The organism is Billgrantia zhangzhouensis (assembly GCF_021404465.1).
GTDB lineage: Bacteria > Pseudomonadota > Gammaproteobacteria > Pseudomonadales > Halomonadaceae > Halomonas > Halomonas zhangzhouensis.
Genome location: NZ_JABFTT010000002.1, coordinates 310,094 through 333,701, shown reverse-complemented (window position 1 = coordinate 333,701; position 23,608 = coordinate 310,094). Strand labels below are relative to the sequence as shown.

The window sequence follows — 23,608 nt, the reverse complement described above, 5'->3', positions numbered from 1 at the left end:
TACAGCATTGCTATAAACTGCCAGCCATGCTGTGATCGTGTTGCCAGGCGAAAGGCACGCCGATTAGAGCCATTTTCTGAAACAGTCAAGGGGTGAAGTGTGAACAAATCCGAGCTGATCGAAGCTATCGCCGCGTCTGCCGACATTCCCAAGGCCGCTGCGTCTCGCGCACTGGATGCCATGGTCGACACCGTCACCGAAAGCCTCAAGAAAGGCGACAGTGTATCTCTTGTCGGATTTGGTACTTTCTCGGTGAAGGAGCGTGCCGCCCGCACCGGCCGCAACCCGCAGACAGGCCAGCCGATCCAGATCAGCGCAGCCAAGGTGCCGACCTTCAAGGCCGGCAAGGCCCTGAAAGACTCTGTGAATTGAGTCAACGGATTATTTGTGCCGATAGTCCCAGCTAGGGACAGGCCCGCATCGGCAGCAAACGATCAGGCGCACCGCTTCGGCGGTGCGCTTTTTTTAGCGGCTCCGTGCCTTGCCATGAACCAGTCGTCGGGGGCGGTCAAGATGGCCCACGGCGACCCGCCAACGTATAATGTGGCGCCACAGCCAGCCAACAACCAGCAACCGAGGCCTGCATGCTGCAAAGTATTCGTGATCGCTCCAGAAGCTGGGGTGCCAAGATCATCGTGGGTGCCGTGGTGGTTACCATGGCGCTGTTCGGCGTCGAGTCCCTGGTGGGGCTGTTCGGTGGGGGAGGCGATGAAGTCGCCAAGGTCAACGGGCAGAGCATCACCCGCCAGGAACTGGAAATGGAAGTGCAGCGTGCGATCCGTTCCGGTCAGGTGCCGCCCGAGCAGGAAAGGGCTCTGCGCGGCCAGGTGCTCGACGAAATGATCGGCGAGCGCCTGCTGCTGGCTTTCGCCGAGGATGGTGGACTCTACCTCTCCGACGAGCAGCTCGATCAGGTGATCGTGACGCTGCCCGAGTTCCAGGACCAGAACGGACACTTCGATACCGACCTGTTCCGCAACCGCCTGGCCAGCGCCGGCTTCACGCCCAACTCGTTCCGGGCTGCGCTGCGCGTCGATCTCAAGCGCCAGCAACTGCAGCAGGGGCTCGCGGTCAGTGACTTCGTCCTTGATAACGAGCGTGAGAGCCTGGCCGCGCTGCAGCGCCAAGTGCGCAGCTTCCGCTATCACGTCCTGAGTCCCGAGGAGCTCGCCGAGCCTGTGCAGGCCAGCGAGGCGGACCTGGAATCCTATTACCAAGAGCATCGTGGGAATTACCAGCGTCCTGAGCAGGTGCGTCTGGAGTATGTCATCGTCGACCGCCAGGAAATGGCCGAACGGGTCGAGGTCAGCGATGAAGCCATTCGCCAGGCATGGGAAGAGCGCGGGCGGGATGCAGATCGTCGCGTGTCGCACATCATGGCCACGTTCGAGGGCGAGCGTAGTCGCGACGAAGCCGTGGCGCAGTTGGAAGAGGTGCGCGAACGACTGGCCGCCGGCGAGTCCTTCGAAGACCTCGCGCTCGAGTTCTCCGATGATCCCTCGACAGCCGAACAGGGCGGCGACCTGGGAGTGATCAGCCGCGGTTTCTTTGGCGATGCCTTTGATGACGCTGCTTTCGCGCTCTCTCCGGGGCAGGTGTCAGGTATCGTCGAAACCAGTAACGGCTTGCACCTGGTCAAGGTCACGGAGCTGGATCAGGCGCCACTGGAAGCGATGCGCGACGACCTTGCAAGGGAGCTTGCGCTAGGCCAGGTAAACGACGCGTTCAACCGTCGTGTCCAGGCGCTTATCGATGAGAGCTTTGCCGCCGACGATCTGGCTAGCGTGGCCGATAGTCTGGACCTGGAGCTGCGCGAGAGCGAGTGGGTTTCACGTGAAGGGGACGAGGGTGTGTTATCCGAGCCCGGTATCATGAACGAGGCCTTCAGCGAGGACGTACTTGTCGAAGGGTTCAATAGCGAGGTCATCGAACTCGACGAGGATCGCCGCATGGTGTTACGCGTGGCGGAGCACCGCGAGGCGACGGTGTTGCCGCTCGAGGAGGTGCGTGAGCGTGTGGCGGCTTCAGTCGAACAGCGCAAGCAGCGAGAGGCGCTGCTGGAGGTTGCTCGTGAGCGTCTCGAACGCCTGCGTAGTGGTGAGGACCTCGAGTTCGAGTGGCAGCAGGTGGAGCGAGCGACCCGCCAGCAGGGCAACGTGCCGCGCACAGTGCTGCAGGCAGCCTTCCGTTTGCCGCAGCCCGCAGACGACACTGCCGTTTACGGTCACGCCAGCGATGGCGGCCGTGTCGTGCTGATAGCGCTCGATGATGTCGAGATCGGGGAAGTGGATGAACAAGCCGAAGCCTTCGTGGCACGCATGGCGGAGCAACTGCGTGCTCAAGCCGCCATCCAGGGGCTGAGCACCCACCTGCGTGAGACAGCCGACATCACTCAGCGTTGAAAGCGCTTGCAGCAAGAGAAGGGGGCGAGTGCCCCCTTTTTCTTTGGTTCGATTTTATACCGTTATCTTCCTGTCCTCTTCGGGCGAGTCGCCAATCAGGGCTAAAACGGTGTATCTAGATATGTTATGTTATAACGAATTTCATAGGCAGGGCGCATCATGCGGGCGGCACCTCTCTCGACGATACCCGTTCACTTGTTTACCGGCTTCCTTGGCAGCGGCAAGACCACACTGATCCGACGCTTGATCGAGCAGAAGCCGGAGAAGGAACGGTGGGCGGTCTTGATCAACGAGTTTGGTCAGGTCGGCATCGACCAGACCATGTTCGAGGTGCGTGACGATGTGATCGTGAAGGGACTGCCCGGCGGGTGTCTGTGCTGCCAGCTCTCCTTCGTGCTACAGGCAACCCTGGTCAATCTGCTGCATCGCCACCGTCCCGACCGTCTCATCATTGAACCTTCGGGGCTTGGTCATCCGGCCGGCTTGCTCGATGTGCTTCAGGGCGAGGCCTTTGCCGGGGTCCTCGAGATACGCGATGTCATCGTATTACTCGACCCGGCCCGGCTCGCCGACCCCCGTGCACGTGAGCACGCAACCTTCAACGACCAGTTGGCTATGGCCGATGCGGTGGCGTTGACCATGACCGACAGGGTAGGGCCGGATCAGTTGAGCGCTGCCCGGCGTCATGCCGAAGCGTTGTGGCCACCCAAGAAGTGGGTGAGGGAAGCGCCTTTCGGTGAGCTGCCGATCGCGCTGTTGGTGGATGGCGGCCGGCATCGGGTAGACGCCGGGGGCGCGCCACAAAGCGCCCCACACGCTGCATTGCGCGATGTAGCGAAGCCAGCGGTGTTGCTCGATGACTTTGTCGCAGCCTTGCCATCTCCCGGACAGCCTCAGCAGGAGAGCGGTCGATCCCTGGGCTACCAGGCTTTGAGCTGGCGCTGGCATCCGCTGGATGTCTTCGATCTCGATCGTTTGACCCAGGTACTGGATCGCCTGCCTGCCGGGCTGCGTATAAAAGGGGTCTGGCACACGGACGCGGGATGGCGGCTCTACAATCGCGGTGAGGGGAGTACGAGTCTTGCGGCAAGTGCCTGGCGCAAGGATTCACGGCTGGAGCTGATCGGTGAGCTGGAACTCATGCCGCCCGCCGAGGAGACTTTGTCCGCGTTGCAGGCATGCCGCCTACAGGACAGGGACGGCATGCGTTCATGAGCGGCCTGGCTGGAGTGCAAGCTCTCGCAACACTGGGTCGCCTTCGGGGCCGATCTCGACCTCCCAGCCCCTGCCGGGCTGCCAGTCGCCCAGCACGATGCGTCGGGCGGGCTGCTCGTCGATCTCGATCTCGTGTACCGCAGGGCGGTGAGTATGGCCGTGGATCAGCGTGGTGACGCCATGATCGCGCATGACGCGTTCGACCTCCTCGGGAGTGACATCCATGATGTCCTCGGCCTTGTTGGAGGTCGCCTCGCCGGATTGCTGACGCAGGGCCGTAGCCAACTGGATGCGGTCGGCCAACGGCATGGCCAGGACCTGCTCTTGCCAGGCCGGATTGCGTGCCTGTTCGCGAAAGGCCATGTAGGCTTCGTCGCGAGTGCACAGGCTGTCGCCGTGCATGAGCAGGACCGGTTCGTCGGCGAAGCGCAGGACGGCAGGATCGGCGACCAGTTTGGCGCCGATGGCATCGGCGAAACGGTGGCCGAGCAGGAAGTCGCGGTTGCCATGCATCAAATAGAGCGCGGTGCCGTCGTCGGTCAATTGGCGAAGTGCCGTGGCCACGCGCAGGGCAAGGGCGGCGTTGCCGCTGGGATCCTGATCGACGTGGTCGAGCAGATCGTCGCCGATCCAGGCCTCGAAGAAGTCTCCCAGGATATAGAGCGTATCGACACCGCGGGCGCGCCGGTCGAGCCAGTCGAGAAAGCCTTCGGTGACCTCAGGAGCGCCGGGGTGCAGGTGCAGGTCGGAGATCAACAGGGTTGTGGTCATGGCCATGTCTCTAGGCTTGGGGAAGCGAGCCGCTACACGCCCGCCCCATGCGGGCGTGCAGGCCTGCGGGAATCAGCTGTCGCTGGCTTCGTCCTTGACGTAGGCGCGCTGAATGATCACATCTTCGGCGGGCACGTCGGCGTGCATGCCTCGACGAGTGGTGTCCACGGCGGTGATGCGTTCGACCACGTCCATGCCTTCGACCACTTCACCGAAGACACAGTAGCCCCAGCCCTGGATGGATTTGCCGCTGTGGTTGAGGAAGTCGTTATCGGCCACGTTGATGAAGAACTGTGCGGTGGCGGAGTGCGGGTCCTGGGTGCGGGCCATGGCCAGGGTGCCGGTCAGGTTCTTCAGGCCGTTGTCGGCCTCGTTCTCGATCGGGTCGCGGGTGGGCTTCTGGTTGAAGTCCTGGTCGAAGCCGCCGCCCTGGATCATGAATCCGGGAATGACGCGGTGAAAGAGAGTGCCGTCGTAGTGGCCGTCGCGCACGTACTGCTCGAAATTGGCCGCGGTCTTGGGCGCCTGGTCATGGTTCAGGGCGATGGTGATGTCGCCATAGCTGGTCTCGAGAATGATCATCGAAGTTTTCCTTTCGAAAGCTGCGCGCCTTGGCGCCGTGCAGGGGCGTGGCGTTATAATAGCGGTTTTGTATCGATGCGCGAAGCGCGTCGGATTCATTGGCTTGCCGAGGCTGGGGGCGGTGCTGTTTTTTCAGGCTTTGCCCGCGCTCCGGATTCGCGTTCCAACCAGAGGCTTTTCGCTCCAACATGACCACCGAAACCGCCAGTGCGCCGAATTTCATCCGCAACCAGATCCGCGACGAAATCCAGGCCGGCCGTAGCGACAAGATCGTCACCCGTTTTCCGCCGGAGCCTAATGGCTTCCTGCACGTGGGGCATGCCAAGTCGATCTGTCTGAACTTCGGCCTGGCCGAGCAGTTCGGTGGGGATTGTCACCTGCGCTTTGACGACACCAACCCGGCTAAGGAGGAGCAGGCCTACATCGATGCGATCAAGGAGGATGTCAGCTGGCTCGGCTTCGAGTGGGCCGGCGAGGTGCGCTATGCCTCCGATTACTTTGATCAGCTCTATGCCTGGGCGCAGCATTTGATTCGCGAGGGCAAGGCCTACGTCGACGACCTTTCGCCCGACGAGATTCGCGAGTACCGCGGTACCCTGACCGAGCCGGGACGTCCCAGCCCCTGGCGCGAGCGCAGCGTGGAGGAGAACCTCGATCTGCTCGAGCGCATGCGCGCCGGCGAGTTCAACGAGGGTGGGAAGGTGCTGCGTGCCAAGATCGACATGGCGTCGCCCAACATCAACCTGCGCGATCCGATCCTTTACCGCATTCGCCATGCCCACCACCATCAGACCGGCGACAAGTGGAAGATCTATCCTTCCTATGATTTTGCCCACGGCCAGTCCGATGCCATCGAGGGGGTGACCCACTCCATCTGCACCCTGGAGTTCGAGGATCACCGCCCGCTCTATGAGTGGTTCCTCGACAATCTACCGGTGCCGGCCAAGCCGCGGCAGATCGAGTTCGCCCGGCTCAACATGAACTACACCCTGACCTCCAAGCGCAAGCTCAAGCTGCTGGTGGACGAGGGTATCGTCGATGGTTGGGACGATCCGCGTATGCCGACCATCTCGGGCATGCGCCGCCGCGGCTATACCCCGGCATCGGTCCGCAAGTTCTGCGAGATGATCGGCGTGACCCGGGCCGATGGGGGGCTGGTCGATATCGCCATGCTCTACCATGCCATCCGTTCGGACCTCGAGGACAATGCGCCGCGCGCCATGTGCGTGCTCAATCCGCTCAAGGTGGTGTTGACCAACGTAGCCGAGGGCCACGAAGAAGTGTACGAAGTGCCTGGTCACCCCGCTCGGGAGGGCATGGGCCTGCGCCGGGTGCCGTTCACCCGCGAGCTCTATATCGACCGGGAAGACTTCATGGAGGAGCCGCCGAAGAAGTTCTTCCGCCTGGCGCCCGGTCAAGAGGTGCGCTTGCGTAACTCCTACGTGATCCGCTGCGACGAGGTGGTCAAGGACGACAGCGGCGAGGTCGCGGAGCTGCGCTGCTCGGTGGATTTCGACACCCTGGGCAAGAACCCCGAGGGGCGCAAGGTCAAGGGTGTGATCCATTGGGTCAGTGCCACTCATGCGGTACCCATGGAGGTGCGCCTGTACGACAACCTGTTCCTGGTCGAGCAACCCGACAAGGACAAGGACGCCGATTTCCTCGAGCATCTCAATCCCGAGTCGCTGAAGGTCTGTCAGGCTATGGGCGAGCCGAGTCTGGCCGACGCAGCGCCCGAGTCGCGCTTCCAGTTCGAGCGTGTAGGCTACTTCTGTGCCGACCGTCACGCCTGTCGCGACGGCAAGCTGGTGTTCAATCGTACCGTTGGGCTGAAGGACAGCTGGGCCAAGGTTCAGAAGCAAGAAGCCCAGAAAAAAGATGGCCAGAAGAAGGGCTGACATGCAGATCTACAATACGCTGACGCGGCGCAAGGAGACGCTCACCCCTATCGAGCCGGGCAAGGTGCGCATGTACGTCTGCGGCATGACCGTCTACGACTACTGCCACCTGGGCCATGCCCGGGTGATGGTGGCCTTCGACGTGGTGACCCGCTACCTGCGCTGGCGTGGCTTCGACGTCACCTACGTGCGCAACATCACCGACATCGACGACAAGATCCTCAAGCGCGCCGAGGAGAATGGCGAGAGCATCACGGCGCTGACCGAGCGCATGATCGATGCCATGCACGAGGATGAGGCGCGTCTTGGCGTGCTGCGTCCCGATCACGAGCCGCGTGCCACGGGCCACGTGGCCGAGATCATCGCCATGGTCGAAACCCTGATCGGCAAGGGCTATGCCTATCCGGCCGACAACGGCGACGTTTACTACCGGGTGCGCAAGTTCGAGGGCTACGGCAAGCTCAATAACCGCAACCTGGACGAGATGCGTGCCGGCGCCCGGGTCGAGGTCGACGAATACAAGGAGGATCCGCTCGACTTCGTGCTGTGGAAGGATGCCAAACCGGGCGAGGCGAGCTGGCCATCGCCCTGGGGTGAAGGGCGCCCCGGCTGGCATATCGAGTGTTCGGCAATGTCGACCTGCTGCCTGGGCGATACCTTCGATATTCACGGCGGCGGACCGGACCTGACTTTCCCGCATCACGAGAACGAGATCGCCCAGTCCGAAGCGGCCACTGGCAAGCCCTACGTCAACACCTGGATGCATGCCGGGGCAGTGCGGGTGAATCAGGAGAAAATGTCCAAGTCGCTGGGCAATTTCTTCACCATCCGCGAGGTACTCGAGGCTCACGATCCGGAAGTGGTGCGCTACCTGCTGGTGGCCAGTCACTATCGTAGCCCGATCAACTATGCCCCCGAGTCGCTGGCCGAGGCGCGCAAGTCGCTGGAGCGTTTCTATACCGCTCTCGAGGGGCTTGAGCCCGGGAGCGCCATGGGCGCGATCGATGGCCGCTTCGCCGAACGCTTCACCGCCGCCATGGATGACGACTTCAATACTGCGGAGGCGCTGTCGGTGCTGTTCGAGTTGGTGCGCGAGCTGAACCGTGCCAGGAAGGAAGCGCCCGACGAGGCGCCGGCACTGGCTGCCGAGCTGCGTCGTCTGGGCGGCGTGCTGGGGCTGTTCGGCCAGGACCCGCAGGCCTTCCTCAGGGGCGGCCAGGCGGCGCTGCCGTTGAGCGAAGAGGAGATCGAGGCACGCATCCTGCAGCGGGCCGAGGCCAAGCAGGCCAGGGACTTCGCTGCCGCCGATGCCATCCGCGATGAACTCGCCGCACTCGGCATCGTGCTCAAGGATTCCCGAGAGGGGACAAGCTGGGTCTTCGAGTCGCCGAAACCATAACGGAGCTTCAATGTCTCTGCGCCCGGCTGCGGCCGGGCGCAGTCGTGTCTGGGTCAGGCAAGCGGTCGGGAGGCAGCGGTATCTGCAGTGGCCAGCTGTCGTCCACGATGAACAGGCGCCGATGACGGCGCCCGTGAGCGCGGGGGTCGAGCAGGGCGATTTGCACCGGAGCGGAGGGGCGGGAAAAATGCTGGGCGAGGCGCGCCTCGACCTGATGTAGCGGCAGGAACGCTTCGTCCCGCGGCAGTGCCAGCCAGTGAGGTTTGACCAGCCAGGCGGCACGCGTGCCACGGGCCAGGCCGTCGCGCAGTCGCCGCCAGTCGCACCAGTGCAACCAATGGCCGCGCAGGTGGTCGGAAGACGCTTCGTGCGGTTCCGGCATGGGTGTCTGCCAGGGATAGAACAACACACCGGGTATCGCCAGCTGACGCTGGATGGCAACCTCTGGGGCTGGGCCGATGTCACGAGGATGGGTGTGCTGGCGGATCGTCGTGCGTGTTTCGACTCTCTCCGTCAGGCGCAGTTGATGACGGTCGAGGTGCTCGCGCTTGGTGGCCAGGCTGTCGGCGCTGCCGGGACCGATCCAGCGGGCCTGGTCATGAAGCGGGCCGGGGCCTTCCGGTAGCCCCAGGTAGAACTTGATCGCCACTTCTAGATGTACCGGTGTAGGGTCGTCTCGTCGACGATAGAGCAGATCGAGTTCGCCAAGGGTGCGCTTGCCCTGGTGCACGCGCAGGTTGCTGGCGAGCAGGCGAGTACCCGGCGCGGTATCGAGCAGGAACTGCCACAGGCGCTCATGATAATGCCCCATGCGGCCGTCGACGGTATCGCCCACCCGGCGCTCCAACCCTTGGGGATTGGCCTCGAGCTCGCCGAGCCAGGCGTGCAGGCGATCATCGCCTTCCAGGCCCAGGTCCTCACGGCTGGGCCTGCTTGGCCAAGGGGTGAGGATCAGGTCTGGCGCCAGCACGATCCAGGCCAGATCGCGCACCAGTGGGTGATGGCAACGGGCAAGCAGGGCGGCATCGTCCTCGGACATGGTGGGCGTGTAGCTCCGCGTTGAGATCGTGTCTGACAGTCAAACTGTACACGCCTTATACTCTACTGACATTCACAACGGATGGTGGTAACGATGAAACGCTCCTTGTCCAGCCTGGCGGCGTTGGCTGCCGGTTCCCTGTTGCTCGCGACGGGCGTACAGGCCAATGAACCGGTGACGGTATCCTCCAAGATCGACACCGAAGGTTCGGTACTGGGTCAGTTGATCATCCAGCGCTTGCAGCAGGGTGGTATCGAGACCGCGGATCGGCTGCAGCTCGGTGCCACGAACATCGTGCGCCAGGCACTGCTGAGCGGAGAAATCGACCTCTATCCCGAGTATACGGGCAACGGTGCCTTCTTCTTCGACATGGCCGACAGCGACGTCTGGCACGACGCTGAGCAGGCCTTTGAGACGGTGCGCGAGCGGGATGCCGAGAATGGGTTGGTATGGCTGACGCCGGCACAGGCCAACAATACCTGGGCCATGAGCGTGCGCGGCGACTTGGCCCGTGAGCATGGCCTCGAGACCTTGGAGGATCTCACCGAGTATCTTGATGACGGCGGGGAATTCAAGTTTGCCGCCAGCGCGGAGTTCGTCGAATCGGAGCAGGCGCTACCGGCATTTCAGGAAGCCTATGGTTTCGAACTGAGCGCCGACCAGTTGCTGGTGCTGTCCGGCGGCAATACCGCTGCCACCATGCGCGCCGCCGCGCAGCAGACCAGCGGCGTGAATGGTGCCATGACCTATGGTACCGATGGTGGGCTCAATGCACTGGACCTGGTGGTGCTGGAGGACACGCTCGGCGTGCAGCCGGTCTATCAGCCGGCGCCGGTGGTGCGTGAGGAGGTGCTCGAGGCTTACCCGCAGATCGCCGAGCTGCTCGAGCCATTGTTCCAGTCGCTCGATCTCGAGACGCTGCAGGAGCTCAATGCCCGGGTTGCGGTGGAGGGCCTCGATCCGCGCCAGGTTGCCGAGGAGTATCTGGCCGGACTGCAGGACTGACGCGTGGGTGAGGGCAGGCAATCTCCCAATTGGGTCCTGTTGAGTCTGATGCTTGCTGCCGTGGCCGCGTGGCTGTCGCTCGACGCGGTCAGCGTGGCACCCAACCGAATCGTACCCGGCACTTCCCACATGGCGTTGGGCGTCATGGCTGGCTGGCCGGCTGTGCTGTTGGCCCTGCCCATGCTGGCCGTGGTAGTGCTGGCCTGGAAGCCCGGCCGCAAGGAACTGAGGCTCTCGCTGGTTGCCGTGGTGACGCTGTTGGCGCTGCTACCGCTGTGGCTTTCGGCGGCAACGACGGTACTGGTCGAGCCGGACATGCCGCAGGCGCGTGTCGCTATCGGTCGCTCCCTCTGGCTGGTACTGTTCCTGCTGCTGCTGGCAACGATCGAACTGCGCACCCGGCTGGGATTGTCGCGACCGTTGGGCTGGCTGCTACTGGTGCCGATGGTCTCGAGCTGGTGGTTGTCGCTCGCGCTGTGGCTGGAGCCGCTGGCTCTGCTGCGCGAGTACCAGGCGCGTAGCGACCAGTTCGTGAGTGCGTTGCTGGCGCATCTGATATTGGTCGGCGCGGCTGTCGGCGCCAGCCTGGTGCTGGCATCACTGCTGGCTCTGGCCATGCGGCGGCATGCCGGAATCCGCCGTACGGGATTCGCTGTGCTCAACTTCCTCCAGACCATTCCCAGCCTGGCGTTGTTCGGGTTGTTGCTGGCACCGCTTGCCTGGCTCGGCTCGCGGCTCGACTGGCTGGCGGCGTTCGGCGTCAGCGGTATCGGCTGGGCTCCGGCATTCCTGGCATTGCTCGGCTACAGTCTGCTCCCCATGGTGCGCAACATTCACGTGGCGCTGGAGGAAGTGGAGCCGGCAGTGATCGAATCGGCCCGGGGCATGGGCATGAGCCGGCGCCAGGTGTTCCTGCAGGTTCGTTTGCCGCTGGCGCTGCCGGTGGTGCTGGAGGGCATTCGCATCACCACGGTCCAGGCAATAGGCTTGACCGCGGTGGCGGCACTGATCGGTGCCGGTGGGCTCGGCACCTTCATTTTCCAGGGGCTGGGCCAGGCGGCGATGGACATGGTCCTGCTCGGCGCCTTGCCGATCATCGTGCTGGCACTGGTGGCGGATGCCCTGTTCGGTTCTCTGAGTGAACGCCTGCGTCCGGGAGGGGCGGCATGATCGAACTGTTCGACGTGACCAAGCGCTTCGGCAGCGAGACCGCAGTCGACGGCATCTCGTTGCGTGTGGAGAAGGGCGAGCTATGTGCGCTGGTCGGGACCTCGGGCTGTGGCAAGTCCACCACGCTGCGCATGATCAACCGCTTGATCGAGCATGACGGTGGCGAGATTCACCTAGATGGCCAGCCGGTGCGTAACTTCGACGAAGTCGAGCTGCGTCGGCGGATCGGCTACGTCATCCAGAGTACCGGGCTGTTTCCGCACTGGACGGTGGCGCGCAACATCGGGCTGGTGCCGCGTCTGCTGAGGTGGCCCAAGGCCAGAGTGCGCGAACGGGTCGAGGAACTGATGCACCTTCTTGGCCTGTCGGTTGCCGAGTTCGCCGGCAAGTATCCGCGTCAGCTCTCGGGCGGGCAGGCGCAGCGGGTAGGGGTTGCCCGGGCGCTGGCCGCCGATCCAGACATCCTGTTGATGGACGAGCCCTTTGGGGCGCTAGACCCGATTACCCGTGAAACCCTGCAGCAGGAGATGCGCGAGCTTCAGGCCCGCCTGCACAAGACAGTCGTCTTCGTCACTCACGACATGGACGAGGCGTTGGCGCTGGCCGATCGCCTGGTAGTGATGCATCAGGGCCGGATCGTGCAGCAGGGCAAGCCCATCGAGTTGTTGCACGAGCCTGCCAATCCCTTCGTCGAATCGCTGCTGGGCGGGTTGGATCGCGGCCTCAAGGAGGCAGCGCTGATTCAGGTATCCGAGCGCATGCTGCCACTGGGGCCCCGCTTGTTGGCCAGCGAGCGGATTCCGTATGGCGCGCCGCTCAGTCAGGCGCTGTCGGTAATGCTGTGGCACCGCGTGGATCGCCTGACGGTGGTCGACGAAGAAGACATCCCCATCGGCGAGCTGTCGCTACGCCGCCTGCTTGGGGCCAAGACGTCATGAATCGCCAGACGGCGGTAGCCGTGCCGGGAATGCCGGTGGCCTCCTTGCGCCGCTGGCTGGCGCCGTTGGCCTGGTTGTCGCTGTTGCTGCTACTGACGGCCGGGATGACTCACCTGGAATGGCTGTTTCGCCTGATCGAGCCGGATACGCGCCAAGTGATCTATCGGCGTGCCGGTTTCTTCACTCTGCTGGCACAGCATGTCCTGGTGGTGGGAGCAGCCTCGCTGTTGGCCGTAACTCTGGGGGTGGGAGCGGCAGTCGCCGTGACACGAACGGCTGGCCGGGACTTCCTGCCAATGGTGTCGCAGCTCGCTTCCATTGGCCAGACTTTCCCGCCCGTTGCCGTGTTGGCGCTGGCGGTGCCTGCGCTCGGTTTCGGTACCTTGCCGATCATCGTCGCCCTGCTGCTGTACGGGCTGTTGCCGATCGTGCGCAACACCCTGGCCGGGATCGATGGCATCGACCCCGAGGTACGCGAGGCGGCGCGCGGCATGGGCATGACGGCAGGGCAGATCCTGCGTCAGGTGGAGCTACCGCTGGCCGCTCCGGTGATCCTCGCCGGCATTCGTACCTCCGTCACCATCAATATCGCCACTGCTGCGCTGGGAGCCACCGTTGGCGCCAGTAATCTGGGCGATCCCATCATTTCCGGCATCGTCAATGGCAATACCGCCTATATCGTGCAGGGTGCGCTGTTGATCGGGCTGCTTGCCCTGTGTGTCGACAGCACGTTCGATCGAATGCAGCGTCGTCCCGACGCTTGATGTCGCTGTGTCTGGCGTCGCTCCTGGTCTGGATGATCCTTCCGGGCGGGGCGTGTCTTTTGGTTCATCATGTCGTCAGACTGCCACCTCACCAGGGAATTTCTTATACGAAGTGCTTATAGGCTGGCAAAATGGATGCGTTTAGATTCATCTTACGTTAACGTCAACTTCTCCAGCGTTGGCGACTTGCTGGAGTGACCCTCTGGCAGCCGGCTACATTAGAGACAACACTGCCCTCACGAGGGGCGTATTCCTCCTGCCACCACCCAAGGACCAGGAAGATGACAACAACACATGACGTCCACTCGCCAAGCTTCATGACCGGCGACGAGTTCCACATCCCCACGTTTCGTCTGTTGCAGCAGGATGGCACCTTGTTCGAGGGCGCCGAAGCGCCCGAACTCGATGAGGAAAAGGCGCTCAAGATCTACCGCGCCATGCTCGTCACGCGGGTGCTCGACGAGCGCATGATGGCGGCGCAGCGCCAGGGGCGGCTGTCGTTCTACATGCAGTGCACCGGTGAAGAGGCGGCGGTGATCGGCGCCACCGCGGCACTGGACGATGCCGACATGATCATGGCTCAGTATCGTGAGCAAGGCGCGCTGGTTTACCGTGGCTTCAGCTACGACGAGTTCATGAACCAACTGTTCGGTAACGAGCTCGACTACGGCAAGGGACGGCAGATGCCGATCCACTACGGGTCGCGCAAGCTGCACTACATGACCATCTCCTCACCGTTGGCCACCCAGATTCCCCAGGCCACCGGCTACGCCTATGGTCAGAAGCTGGCCGGAGAAGGGCATTGCACCATCACCTTCTTCGGCGAGGGGGCCGCATCGGAAGGGGACTTCCATGCGGCGCTGAACATGGCCTCGGTGCATAAGGTGCCGGTGATCTTCTTCTGTCGCAACAATGGTTATGCGATCTCCACGCCGGCCAGCGAGCAGTTCGCCGCCGACGGCATCGCCCCGCGGGCGTTCGGCTATCGCATGCACGTGATTCGTGTCGATGGCAACGACGTGCTGGCGGTCTATCGTGCCACCCAGGACGCGCGCAAGATCGCCGTGGAAAAAAACCAACCGGTGCTGATCGAGGCGATGACCTATCGACTGGCGGCGCACTCGTCGTCTGACGATCCCTCCGGTTACCGCTCGCGCAAGGAGGAGGAGGCATGGCGCGAGAAGGACCCCATCCTGCGCATGCAGCGCTGGCTGATCGATCGCGGCTGGTGGAGCGAGGAGGAGGAGAAAGAACTCCAGGACAGCCTGCGCCGCGAGGTGCTCGAAACCATGAAGCGTGCCGAGAAGCGACCGCCGCCCCCGCTCGAAAGCCTGGTCACGGATGTCTACGCCGACGTGACGCCGGCGCTACAGCGCCAGCTCGACGCGCTCAAGACCCATATCCGCAAGTATCCCGACGCCTATCCGAAGGGAGCGCGATCGCTCGATCCCGACGTCAAGGCGGCAGGTAGCGAGTACAAGGCCGGCGACGAGCAGGGAGGAGCCTGACATGCCCAAGATGAACATGCTTCAGGCGATCAACAACGCGCTGGACATCGCCATGGCCGAGGACGACAAGGTGCTCTGCTTCGGCGAGGATGTCGGCGTTTTCGGTGGTGTCTTCCGTGCCACCAGCCATCTGCAAGAGAAGTACGGCCGCGAGCGCTGCTTCAACACGCCCCTGGTGGAGCAAGGGATCATCGGTTTCGCCAATGGCCTGGCGGCCCAGGGTTCGGTACCGGTGGCCGAGATCCAGTTCGCCGACTACATCTTTCCGGCCTTCGACCAGATCGTCAACGAAACGGCCAAGTTCCGTTATCGCTCCGGTGACCTGTTCAATGTCGGTGGCCTGACCATTCGTACGCCATACGGCGGTGGCATCTCCGGCGGCCACTATCATTCCCAATCGCCGGAAGCCTATTTCGCCCACACTCCGGGGCTCAAGATCGTGGTGCCGCGCAATCCCTATCAGGCCAAGGGGTTGTTGCTGTCGGCGATTCGCGATCCCGATCCGGTGATCTTCTTCGAGCCCAAGCGGCTCTATCGTGCCGCGGTGGGCGAGGTGCCCGAGGAGGACTACCAGCTGCCCATCGGCGAGGCCGAGGTCATCAAGGAGGGCAGCGACGTCACCGTGCTCGGTTGGGGCGCGCAGATGGAGGTAATCGAGCGCACCGTGGAACTCGCCGAGAAGGAGGGTATTTCCTGCGAAGTGATCGACCTGCGCAGCATCCTGCCGTGGGACGAGGACACCGTGGTCGAGTCGGTACTCAAGACCGGCCGCCTGGTGATCACCCACGAGGCGCCGCGCACCGGCGGATTCGCCGGTGAGATCGCCGCCACCATCCAGGAGCGCTGCTTCCTGTACCTGGAGTCGCCCATCGAGCGGGTGACGGGCCTGGATACGCCGTTCCCGCTGACGCTGGAGAAGGAGTACCTGCCCGATCATCTCAAGATATTCGAGGCGATCAAGGCATCCGTGGCGTACTGACGCCCGATATCAGGACAGGAGAGAACGATGAGCGATTTCATGCTGCCCGATATCGGCGAAGGTATCGTGGAGTGCGAAGTGGTCGAATGGCGCGTGAGCGAAGGTGACGAGATCGCCGAGGACCAGCCGGTGGTCGAAGTCATGACCGACAAGGCACTGGTCGAGATCACCGCCCCCGAAGCGGGCCGCGTCACCAGGCTGTACGTGGCAAAGGGTAATATTGCCAAGGTGCATGCCCCACTGTTCGCCTATGAGGCGCATGGCGAGGAGGGCGAGAGCACTGAGGCGCTCGATCCGCCGCGCCCCGACGCTGATGAAGACGACGAAGTGGCAAGCCCGGCGGCCGAGGCGCGGCCCATTGCTGCGGTTCCGGCCCGCGACTTCATACTACCCGATATCGGCGAGGGTATCGTCGAATGCGAAGTGGTGGAGTGGCGCGTCGCCGAAGGTGAGGCGATCGAGGAGGATCAGCCGCTGGTCGACGTGATGACTGATAAGGCGTTGGTAGAGATCACTGCCCCCGAGGCGGGCACGGTAAGCAAGCTCTATGTGCCCAAGGGCGACATCGCCAAGGTACACGCCCCGCTGTTCGCCTATGTGCCGGCTCATGTCGAGGAGGGCGAAGATATCGTTGCCGCTGAGGCGTCTGGTGCTGAACCCGGCTTGCCGCAAACATCCGGGCACAAGGAAAGCATCGTGCCGGTGGCCAGCGGCGGCCGTGGTCCCTATGGGCGCATCCCGGCCAGCCCAGCGGTGCGCCGCTTGGTGCGCGAGCATGGCCTGTCGCTCGAGTCGATCGATGGCTCTGGCAAGGACGGCCGTGTGCTCAAGGAGGACGTGCTGCGCTACTTGGAAAACGGGCAGCGGGGATACGGCCAGGTCGAGCAAGGTGAAGCGCGACCCGCACGGGCCGGCACGCCGCCCGCCCGCTGCGAGGTTCCTCGGCAGGGAGCGGCGCCGTCGAAGCAAGAGGAGGGCGAAGTGCGAGTCGAGCCGATTCGCGGCGTACGCGCAGTAATGGCGCGGCGCATGGTGGAGTCGGCCAGCACCATTCCGCATTTCCACTATGGCGAGGAGATCGACGTCACCGAGCTGTTGGCGCTGCGCGAGCGGCTCAAGCCGGTGGCCGAGGCACAGCAGGTTCGCCTGACGCTGATGCCGTTGTTCATGAAAGCATTGGCACTGGCGGTTCGCGAGGAGCCGATCCTCAATGCCCGGCTCAACGCCGAAGTCACCGAGATCCACTACCTGCCTTCGGTCAACGTCGGCATGGCCGTGGACAGCCGAACGGGCCTGATCGTGCCCAACGTCAAGCAGGTGGAGCGGCGCAGCGTGCTCGAAGTAGCCCGTGAGATCCAGCGCCTGACGGCCGATGCGCGCGAAGGCCGGGTGGCACAGGAGGACCTCAAGGGCGGCACCATCAGCATCTCCAATATCGGCGCCTTTGGCGGCACCTACGCGGCGCCGATCATCAATGCGCCGGAGCTGGCCATCGTCGCCATCGGCAAGAGCCAGTGGCTACCGCGCTTCGATGAGCGCGGCGCAGTGGTCAAGCGGGCGATCATGACGGTAACCTGGGCGGGTGATCACCGGGTCATCGACGGAGGCACCATCGCACGCTTCTGCAATGCCTGGAAGGGCTACCTCGAGAGCCCTGAGACCATGCTCCTGCATCTCGGCTAGTCCGGCAGAGCCGTCCGGGCGAGCTGGCCCGCGACGGCTCCCTTTCGATGGGCAATTCCACATGTCCCAGGCGCCGCTGCAGCAGTTCTATATCCCCGAAGAGCAGTCGATCTACCTGCTCAGCCACGACGACGCACGCAAGCTCAAGGAGTGGGTGGCGCTGTGCCGCGCCCAGCTCGAGCAGTTGGGTTACCGTGACATCGAGCTGATCGGCAAGGGCGCCTACGGCTTCGTCTTCGCCGGCATTACTGCTCATGGCGAGGAGTACGTGTTCAAGTTCACCCGGGTCAACCTGCCCCAGCAGTTGCAGGACCGCCTCGAGGAGGAGGCGTTCATGTTGGAGCAGGTCGACCACCCCCGGGTGCCCCGCCTGATCGCCTATCAGCGCGTGCGCAACCAGTCGATCCTGGTAATGCAGCGGGCGCCGGGGCTCAACCTGGAGGAGGTCTCGCTGCGTGAAGGGCGCCTTCCTCCGCGCCTGGTGGTGCGCATTGCCGACCAGCTTGCCGACATCCTGCGCAGCCTGCGCCACGAGTCGGGGCCGGCGGGGCGCCCCATCGTGCATGGCGACATCAAGCCCTCGAATCTGGTCTTCGATGCCCGCCGCGAGGCGATTGCGCTGATCGACTGGGGCTCTTCGGTGTTCGCCCAGCTAGACGCCAACCAGCAGTTCGTCGCCGCCAACGTCATGGAACTGATGTCGGACAACCTGCAGCAGACCAATGCTCGCCTCGGTGACGTCTATTTCATTGGCGAGGAGCAGTTGAACGGGGCGCTGTCGTCGCCGCGCTTCGACGAGCAGGGCACTGCTGGCACCCTCTATGCGCTGGCCTCGGCACAGTCGTGCCGCTTCGGCCACCGTGCCATCCCGGCCACCTCCCTGGGCCTGCCCATGGAGTTCGCGCGGATGCTCGACGGCATGCTCGACCCGGACCCGAGGGTTCGGCTGCAGGCCGGAGATCACTTCATTCGCGAGATGCCGCGCCTGGCCCGGGTGGTGATGATCGATCTGCCCGAGACGCCGGAAGCGCCGCTGGTGCCGGCCTGGGTCAGCCCATCGACGCGGGAGATCGACACCGTGGTCTACAGTTCGCGCAAGGCCTTTCTGCGCGAGGAGGGTGGCCGCGAGACGCTCAGCGACGTCAACGACGTGCAGCTCGACCGCTACTACAAGAACTTCATGCAGGGCATGGGCGAGACCGAAAAGGCCTTCCTGGCGGCAGTGAGTCGCCTTGGCAAGTACCCTGTGGTGGGCGGACTCGCGGTACGCTGGGAAAGCGAGGGCGTATACATCGATACCTCGCTCAATCTACACGACACCACGCTCAAGCCGGCTTTTGTCGCGGCGGTCAACAACATGGTCAATCTAGCGCGGGCCATCTATCGCCAGGGGATTTTCAAGAGTTGCCTGTTCAATGCGCGCGACACCCTGCACCTGGATCGCGAGAGCCCGGCGCATCCGTTCGTGATCGAGCCCGGCATGCGGCTGCGTTACGAAGTTAGCGCCGTGCCGGAACTGGAGGACCGCAGCCGCCTGCACAGCTACTTCGAGGATGGCCCCGACCCCGAGGAGTTCCTGGTCCTGCCGGAACCGATCATCACCTCTCTGGAGGCGCTCAACGACATCCATCACACCGGCATGATCATCTTCGAGGCGCTGCCCCAGCACCTCAAGATCCACAGTTATTACCGCCTGCTCGATCCCTCCCGCGAGGTGGAATTCCGCGACCGGCTCGACGACATTCTCGATGCCGTCGGGCTGATCGAGGGGCTGGGGGTGTCGGGCTTCATGAAGATGCCCTACAAGGACACGCGCTTCTTTGCTCACGTGGAGCGTCAGCCCGAGCGCTACTACCCACGCAATCCACGTGAGGAGGCCCGGGACGGTGGCTCCCGGGCCTAATCGCTGTAACGGTATCAGCGCTTAGCGCGTCATGCTGTATGGGAGATAGAGGGCGATCTGGGGGAAGGCGTGCATCAGTGCGATCGCCGCCAGCATCAGCAGGAAGAAGGGTAGCGTGGCCTTGGTGATGGTCACGATGTCCTTGCCCGTCAGGCCTTGGATGACGAACAGATTGAAGCCGACGGGAGGAGTGATTTGCGACATCTCGACCACGATCACCAGATAGATACCGAACCAGATCAGGTCGAACCCCGCCGCGCTGACCAACGGCATGATGATGGCCGTGACCAGCAGGATTAGCGAGATACCGTCGAGGAAACAGCCCATCACCAGCAGCAGCAGCGTGAGTGCCACTAGCAGCATGGTGGGTGACAGGCCCATTTCGCCGATGGCGCGGGCCAGTTGCATCGGCACCTGGGTGAAGCCCATGGCGGACGTCAGGAACGAGGCGCCGGCGATGATGAAGGCGATCATGCAGGCAGTGCGCACGGCGGCGAACAGCGATTCTCTGAAGATGCCAATGCCGAAGCTGCCGTTCCAGCGGGCGATCAGCATCGACAGTACCACGCCCACCGCGGCGGCCTCGGTGGGTGAGGCGAACCCGCCATAGATCGATACGATGATGCCGCCGATCAGCAGCAGGATGGGAATCAGCTCCAGGGTATGACGCAGCTTCTGGGCGAGCGACACGGAGGATTCGTCCTGACCGGTCAGACCCTGGCGATTGCCCCTGATCAGCGACCAGACAACCAGGTAGCACATGAACAGTGCCAGAATCATCAGGCCCGGGCCGATCCCGGCCATGAACAGCCGTGATATCGACTGCTCGGTGACCACGCCATAGACGATCAGCACGATCGAGGGCGGGATCAGCAGTCCCAGCGTCGAGGCGCTGGCCAGAGTACCGATGGCCATGTTGCTGTCGTAGCCGCGCCGTTCCAGCTCCGGCAGCGTCATCTTGCCTACCGTGGCACAGGTGGCCGCCGACGAGCCACACACGGCGGCGAACATGCCGCTGCCGAGGATATTGGTGTGCAACAGGCGGCCGGGAATGCGGTTGAGCCAGGGTGACAGGCCACGGAACATGTTATCAGCAAGCCCCGAACGGAACAGGATCTCGCCCATCCAGATGAACATCGGTAGGGCGGTCAGGTCCCATCCATAGCTGGCACCCCAGAAATCGGAAGCGAGGATCGGACCCGGTGCGAAAGGGCTGAAGAAGGCCAGCGCGATCCACGCGGTGCCGATCAGAGCGAAGGCGATCCATACCCCGCTGCCGAGTAGGATCGCCAGCGTGAAAATGGTGGCCAGACTGAGTATCAACACGTGGTGTGTCTCCGTGTGGTTGAGGCGCGGCTCAGGGGGGATCGCTGTCGTCGTTGGCGGTCGCTTCACGAAAGCGATCCGGTTCGCGGATGGCGATGCGCAAGGTGGTCGCCAGGGCCTCGGCCAGTGCCAGGCAGAGCAGGCCGACACCGGTAGCCAGCACCGTCTGGGGAATCCATAGCGGAATCGACAGGAAGCCCGAGGAGACGTCGTTGAATTCACGGCTCTCGCGGGCAAGCTCTACCAGCCCATAGCCCAGCAACAGGCTGATGACGAGCGCCACCAGCAGGCAGAACACCTCGAACCAGGCACGCAGTGCCGATGGCAGTCGGGAAATCAGCAGGGTGACGCGGATGTGCGCATGGTGGACGAAGGTGTAGGCGAGGCCGAGGAACGTCGCCCCCACCAGCAGGTAGGAGGCGATCTCCGATACGCCGGTGATGCCCAGGCCAAGGCGGCGCATGCCCACCAGCACCAGCAGTGCGTCGACCAGGCGGAAGCTAACCTGAAGGGCGACCAGGGTGCAGATCATCACCATGCAGGCAGCGGCGCCCCAAGCGCCCAGACGATAGAGCGCATTGAACTTGAAGATCATGACAGGAGCCTCGTGGCGAACTGAGAGAAGCGTGGCAGTCGCCCACCACGCTGTCATGTCAGGATAGTGTGCTCAGTTGCCGCGCTGCTGCTGGTACTCTTCGAGCACCTGCTGGGCCTGCTCGTCGGCACGATCCTGCCAGGCGGAGAACAACTGGTCGCCGGCGGCCTGGAGGGCGGCAGCAACCTCTTCGTTGGGCGTGGACACGGTAATACCGTTGGCTTGCAATGCTTCGAGGCTCGTCTGGTTGTCGTCGCGGCTCATCTGCCAGCCACGTTCCTCGGCACGTGCTGCCGCTTCCAGTAGGGCCTCTTGGGTGGCTTCATCGAGGCGATCGAAGGCGCGCTGATTGATGAAGACGATGTTCTTCGGTAGCCACAGGTTGGCATCGGTGTAGTGGGAGACGTAATCCCACGCCGTCATCGAGTTGCCGGTGGAGCTGGAAGTAATCATGGCGTCCACCCGACCGGTACTGAAGGCGGTAGGAATGTCCGACTCCTCGGTTTCGGTGGGGTTGCCGCCGAGATAGTCGACGAAGCGCTGGGTATTGATGTTCGGCGCACGCACGCGCAGGCCCTCGAAGCGTTCCGGGGCGTCGAGTTCGAAATCGGTGTAGATGCCCTGGGCCGGCCAGGCGACGGCGTAGAGCGGCATCAATCCCTGGTTGGCGAACAGCTCGCTGATCACCGGCTTGGTGGTTTGCCACAGCGCGAAGGCTTCCTCATAGCTGCCGGCCACGCCCGGCAGGGTGTCGACCTCGAAGATCGGATCCTCGTTGGAGAGGGTCGAGAGAAAGACCTCGCCGGCTTCGATGGTGCCGCGGCGTACCGAGGACTTGATCTCGCCATGGGCCACCAGCGACCCGCCGCTGTGAACATTGATGGTCAACTCGCCGCCGGTGGCTTCCGCCACGTCCTCGGCGAACTGCTTCACGTTCTTGGTATGGAAGCTGGCATCGCCATAGGGCGTGGCCATGGTCCATTCGGCGGCGCTGGCCGCGGTGGAAAGGCTGCAGGCGGTAGCGAGCAGCACGGAGCGGGACAGGAGCTTGTTCATGTTTTTCCCTCTTGTTGGATTTGTCAGGTTGGCTCATGTTGCCAGCGGGTGCGTCCTGGCCGCACCCAACGGCTGAGGAAATTGCAACGTGCCATGTCATCGCTGCGTGGGCGTAGCGCTCGGGACACGCCAGTTATTGAAGACGGCAGACAACCGGCTCAGGCCTTCTTGAACAGCTGCTCTTCGCGGTTCTTGAACGCCTTGAATTCCAAGGCGTTGCCAGAAGGGTCGTAGAAGAACATGGTGGCCTGTTCGCCGGGTTCGCCCTTGAAGCGAATGTAGGGTTCGATCTCGAACGTCACGCCGTGCTCGCGTAGTTTTTGAGCCAGCGCTTCCCAGGCCTCCATCTCCAGCACGACGCCGAAATGCGGCACGGGTACGCCATGCCCATCGACGGGGTTCTTGTGGCTGGAAACCGGGTTGTTCCTGAGGGCTGGGTTGAGATGGCAAACGAACTGGTGTCCGTAGAGATCGAAATCGACCCAGCTTTCCGACGAGCGCCCTTCGGGGCAGCCGAGGAAGTCACCGTAGAAACGACGTGCTTCTTCGATATCGCGTACCTGTACGGCCAAGTGGAAAGGGTCTTTCACAGGCATTTTAAACCTCCAAGTTCTAGGGTGAGCGACTCGTCGCTGCACCCAGGTAGTGGCGCAGCTGTTGCGCTTTCACAGCGAAGCCGCAGCGCGTGCGGCTTGGTCATACAAGCCCGACATCGCACGGAGCATACCTGCCAGCTTGCTCATCTCCAGGCGTTCGATACCCATTGACGACAAGGAGTCGACGAGACATGCCTCACGTATCTCAGCATAGCGACTACAGGCTTCTCGTCCCTCGCTCGTGGTGCGGAAGAATGTCTCCTTGCCTTGTTTTTCTCCATTAACCAAATTCAGCTTAGCCAACTTCTTCAGTGCATAGGTCACCGTATGAGTATCTTCGATATTGAGTACCAGGCAGATATCGGACTGACGTTTGGCACGCTTTCGATGGTTTACGCTATGAAGAACCAAGATATCCAGTGAATTCAACTCAGAGTAACCGATTGCTGCCATGCAGCGTACCATCCAGCGATGAAAGGCGTGACCTGAGATGATCAGGCCGAATTCGAATTCCGATAGCTCTTGAGCGCTGTGCGAAAGATGCTCTGAGGAGACGATCGGGCCACGAGCGTGCAGTTGAGATCCCTTTGAGTCTGTCATCGATGAACCGCCGTAGGGTTATTGGTATGCCTGCGCTAACGTGTCCATGGGCTCTTGTCCAAGCGCGATGCTTAGGCGCTGCCATCGACAGTCCTGACTCTCGATGCCTGGACATTGGCCGAGCGAAGGCGATTGACATGATCATAGTATGAATATAATTTTCATGTAAATTACCAAGA

At 63.0% G+C, this 23,608-nt stretch carries 21 protein-coding genes; 13 read left to right on the top strand and 8 right to left on the bottom strand.

The features are described 5' to 3' along the window. The first annotated feature begins 99 nt into the window (after positions 1 to 99). The 3 genes from HOP51_RS03445 (at position 100) to HOP51_RS03435 (ending at position 3,617) form a co-directional block, all read left to right on the top strand. Positions 100 to 372, top strand: coding sequence for an HU family DNA-binding protein (locus tag HOP51_RS03445; protein WP_086509724.1), 273 nt, complete (start codon positions 100 to 102; stop codon positions 370 to 372). Between the two features lie 212 nt (positions 373 to 584). Next, complete coding sequence (locus HOP51_RS03440; RefSeq protein WP_234272545.1) at positions 585 to 2,402, top strand: SurA N-terminal domain-containing protein; 1,818 nt, start codon at positions 585 to 587, stop codon at positions 2,400 to 2,402. 159 nt (positions 2,403 to 2,561) lie between these two features. Then, entirely contained in the window at positions 2,562 to 3,617 is a 1,056-nt protein-coding gene (locus HOP51_RS03435; protein ID WP_234272544.1) for a CobW family GTP-binding protein, read from the top strand. Here the strand turns inward: HOP51_RS03435 and HOP51_RS03430 are convergent. Further along, complete coding sequence (locus HOP51_RS03430) at positions 3,612 to 4,388, bottom strand: UDP-2,3-diacylglucosamine diphosphatase (protein WP_234272543.1); 777 nt, start codon at positions 4,386 to 4,388, stop codon at positions 3,612 to 3,614. The genes HOP51_RS03435 and HOP51_RS03430 overlap by 6 nt on opposite strands. Positions 4,389 to 4,460: 72 nt before the next feature. Beyond that, positions 4,461 to 4,970 carry a peptidylprolyl isomerase gene (locus HOP51_RS03425; RefSeq protein WP_234272542.1) on the bottom strand — a complete coding sequence of 170 codons (510 nt, stop codon included), beginning with the start codon at positions 4,968 to 4,970 and terminating at the stop codon, positions 4,461 to 4,463. Positions 4,971 to 5,158: 188 nt separating this feature from the next. Here HOP51_RS03425 and HOP51_RS03420 point away from each other — a divergent pair, with 188 nt between their 5' ends. Both HOP51_RS03420 and cysS read left to right on the top strand, forming a co-directional pair. Next, positions 5,159 to 6,868 (top strand): glutamine--tRNA ligase/YqeY domain fusion protein, encoded by a 1,710-nt coding sequence (locus HOP51_RS03420; RefSeq protein ID WP_234272541.1) that lies wholly within the window; start codon positions 5,159 to 5,161, stop codon positions 6,866 to 6,868. Between the two features lies 1 nt (position 6,869). Continuing rightward, positions 6,870 to 8,267, top strand: a complete 1,398-nt coding sequence (cysS, locus tag HOP51_RS03415; protein ID WP_234272540.1) for a cysteine--tRNA ligase — start codon at positions 6,870 to 6,872, stop codon at positions 8,265 to 8,267. A gap of 7 nt (positions 8,268 to 8,274) precedes the next feature. Here the strand turns inward: cysS and HOP51_RS03410 are convergent, their stop codons facing one another. Continuing rightward, on the bottom strand, positions 8,275 to 9,306 hold the full coding sequence (locus HOP51_RS03410; protein WP_234272539.1) for a DUF1853 family protein: 1,032 nt from the start codon (positions 9,304 to 9,306) through the stop codon (positions 8,275 to 8,277). A gap of 93 nt (positions 9,307 to 9,399) precedes the next feature. Between HOP51_RS03410 and osmF the strand changes: the two genes are divergently transcribed. From osmF to HOP51_RS03370, 8 genes are all read left to right on the top strand, one after another. Continuing rightward, complete coding sequence (gene osmF / locus HOP51_RS03405) at positions 9,400 to 10,311, top strand: glycine betaine ABC transporter substrate-binding protein OsmF (RefSeq protein WP_234272538.1); 912 nt, start codon at positions 9,400 to 9,402, stop codon at positions 10,309 to 10,311. Positions 10,312 to 10,314: 3 nt separating this feature from the next. After that, a complete protein-coding gene (locus HOP51_RS03400; protein ID WP_234272537.1) occupies positions 10,315 to 11,481 on the top strand; it encodes an ABC transporter permease in 1,167 nt (388 codons plus the stop codon). Beyond that, positions 11,478 to 12,419 carry an ABC transporter ATP-binding protein gene (locus tag HOP51_RS03395; RefSeq protein WP_234272536.1) on the top strand — a complete coding sequence of 314 codons (942 nt, stop codon included), beginning with the start codon at positions 11,478 to 11,480 and terminating at the stop codon, positions 12,417 to 12,419. The genes HOP51_RS03400 and HOP51_RS03395 overlap by 4 nt, the downstream gene beginning before the upstream one ends. Beyond that, positions 12,416 to 13,183 carry an ABC transporter permease gene (locus HOP51_RS03390; protein WP_234272535.1) on the top strand — a complete coding sequence of 256 codons (768 nt, stop codon included), beginning with the start codon at positions 12,416 to 12,418 and terminating at the stop codon, positions 13,181 to 13,183. The genes HOP51_RS03395 and HOP51_RS03390 overlap by 4 nt, the downstream gene beginning before the upstream one ends. A gap of 281 nt (positions 13,184 to 13,464) precedes the next feature. Next, the gene (locus HOP51_RS03385) at positions 13,465 to 14,691 is read left to right on the top strand and encodes a thiamine pyrophosphate-dependent dehydrogenase E1 component subunit alpha (RefSeq protein ID WP_234272534.1); all 1,227 of its coding nucleotides are present in this window, start codon (positions 13,465 to 13,467) and stop codon (positions 14,689 to 14,691) included. 1 nt (position 14,692) lies between these two features. Beyond that, entirely contained in the window at positions 14,693 to 15,670 is a 978-nt protein-coding gene (locus HOP51_RS03380; protein WP_234272533.1) for an alpha-ketoacid dehydrogenase subunit beta, read from the top strand. A 27-nt stretch (positions 15,671 to 15,697) separates the two neighbouring features. Beyond that, positions 15,698 to 17,353 carry a dihydrolipoyllysine-residue acetyltransferase gene (locus HOP51_RS03375; RefSeq protein ID WP_234272532.1) on the top strand — a complete coding sequence of 552 codons (1,656 nt, stop codon included), beginning with the start codon at positions 15,698 to 15,700 and terminating at the stop codon, positions 17,351 to 17,353. A gap of 61 nt (positions 17,354 to 17,414) precedes the next feature. Next, on the top strand, positions 17,415 to 19,256 hold the full coding sequence (locus HOP51_RS03370; protein ID WP_234272531.1) for a protein kinase domain-containing protein: 1,842 nt from the start codon (positions 17,415 to 17,417) through the stop codon (positions 19,254 to 19,256). 21 nt (positions 19,257 to 19,277) lie between these two features. Here the strand turns inward: HOP51_RS03370 and HOP51_RS03365 are convergent, their stop codons facing one another. From HOP51_RS03365 to HOP51_RS03345, 5 genes are all read right to left on the bottom strand, one after another. Beyond that, positions 19,278 to 20,582: a TRAP transporter large permease gene (locus HOP51_RS03365; RefSeq protein WP_234272530.1), complete on the bottom strand. Its 1,305-nt coding sequence runs from the start codon at positions 20,580 to 20,582 to the stop codon at positions 19,278 to 19,280. 31 nt (positions 20,583 to 20,613) lie between these two features. Continuing rightward, positions 20,614 to 21,177 (bottom strand): TRAP transporter small permease, encoded by a 564-nt coding sequence (locus tag HOP51_RS03360; RefSeq protein ID WP_234272528.1) that lies wholly within the window; start codon positions 21,175 to 21,177, stop codon positions 20,614 to 20,616. Between the two features lie 72 nt (positions 21,178 to 21,249). Next, entirely contained in the window at positions 21,250 to 22,233 is a 984-nt protein-coding gene (locus tag HOP51_RS03355) for a TRAP transporter substrate-binding protein (protein WP_234272527.1), read from the bottom strand. 158 nt (positions 22,234 to 22,391) lie between these two features. Beyond that, positions 22,392 to 22,829, bottom strand: coding sequence for a VOC family protein (locus tag HOP51_RS03350; RefSeq protein WP_234272526.1), 438 nt, complete (start codon positions 22,827 to 22,829; stop codon positions 22,392 to 22,394). 69 nt (positions 22,830 to 22,898) lie between these two features. Then, complete coding sequence (locus tag HOP51_RS03345) at positions 22,899 to 23,429, bottom strand: winged helix DNA-binding protein (protein WP_234272525.1); 531 nt, start codon at positions 23,427 to 23,429, stop codon at positions 22,899 to 22,901. Between the last annotated feature and the right edge of the window lie 179 nt (positions 23,430 to 23,608).

What these genes read in the sequence shown, in the direction of transcription:
- osmF (WP_234272538.1), top strand. Translation starts at nt 9,400, where the DNA reads ATGAAACGCTCCTTGTCCAGCCTGGCGGCGTTGGCTGCCGGTTCCCTG.
- HOP51_RS03360 (WP_234272528.1), bottom strand. Translation starts at nt 21,177, where the DNA reads ATGATCTTCAAGTTCAATGCGCTCTATCGTCTGGGCGCTTGGGGCGCC.
- HOP51_RS03375 (WP_234272532.1), top strand. Translation starts at nt 15,698, where the DNA reads ATGAGCGATTTCATGCTGCCCGATATCGGCGAAGGTATCGTGGAGTGC.
- HOP51_RS03345 (WP_234272525.1), bottom strand. Translation starts at nt 23,429, where the DNA reads ATGACAGACTCAAAGGGATCTCAACTGCACGCTCGTGGCCCGATCGTC.
- HOP51_RS03385 (WP_234272534.1), top strand. Translation starts at nt 13,465, where the DNA reads ATGACAACAACACATGACGTCCACTCGCCAAGCTTCATGACCGGCGAC.
- HOP51_RS03425 (WP_234272542.1), bottom strand. Translation starts at nt 4,970, where the DNA reads ATGATCATTCTCGAGACCAGCTATGGCGACATCACCATCGCCCTGAAC.
- HOP51_RS03410 (WP_234272539.1), bottom strand. Translation starts at nt 9,306, where the DNA reads ATGTCCGAGGACGATGCCGCCCTGCTTGCCCGTTGCCATCACCCACTG.
- HOP51_RS03390 (WP_234272535.1), top strand. Translation starts at nt 12,416, where the DNA reads ATGAATCGCCAGACGGCGGTAGCCGTGCCGGGAATGCCGGTGGCCTCC.
- HOP51_RS03380 (WP_234272533.1), top strand. Translation starts at nt 14,693, where the DNA reads ATGCCCAAGATGAACATGCTTCAGGCGATCAACAACGCGCTGGACATC.
- HOP51_RS03350 (WP_234272526.1), bottom strand. Translation starts at nt 22,829, where the DNA reads ATGCCTGTGAAAGACCCTTTCCACTTGGCCGTACAGGTACGCGATATC.
- HOP51_RS03435 (WP_234272544.1), top strand. Translation starts at nt 2,562, where the DNA reads ATGCGGGCGGCACCTCTCTCGACGATACCCGTTCACTTGTTTACCGGC.
- HOP51_RS03370 (WP_234272531.1), top strand. Translation starts at nt 17,415, where the DNA reads ATGTCCCAGGCGCCGCTGCAGCAGTTCTATATCCCCGAAGAGCAGTCG.
- HOP51_RS03395 (WP_234272536.1), top strand. Translation starts at nt 11,478, where the DNA reads ATGATCGAACTGTTCGACGTGACCAAGCGCTTCGGCAGCGAGACCGCA.
- HOP51_RS03355 (WP_234272527.1), bottom strand. Translation starts at nt 22,233, where the DNA reads ATGAACAAGCTCCTGTCCCGCTCCGTGCTGCTCGCTACCGCCTGCAGC.
- HOP51_RS03420 (WP_234272541.1), top strand. Translation starts at nt 5,159, where the DNA reads ATGACCACCGAAACCGCCAGTGCGCCGAATTTCATCCGCAACCAGATC.
- HOP51_RS03440 (WP_234272545.1), top strand. Translation starts at nt 585, where the DNA reads ATGCTGCAAAGTATTCGTGATCGCTCCAGAAGCTGGGGTGCCAAGATC.
- HOP51_RS03430 (WP_234272543.1), bottom strand. Translation starts at nt 4,388, where the DNA reads ATGACCACAACCCTGTTGATCTCCGACCTGCACCTGCACCCCGGCGCT.
- cysS (WP_234272540.1), top strand. Translation starts at nt 6,870, where the DNA reads ATGCAGATCTACAATACGCTGACGCGGCGCAAGGAGACGCTCACCCCT.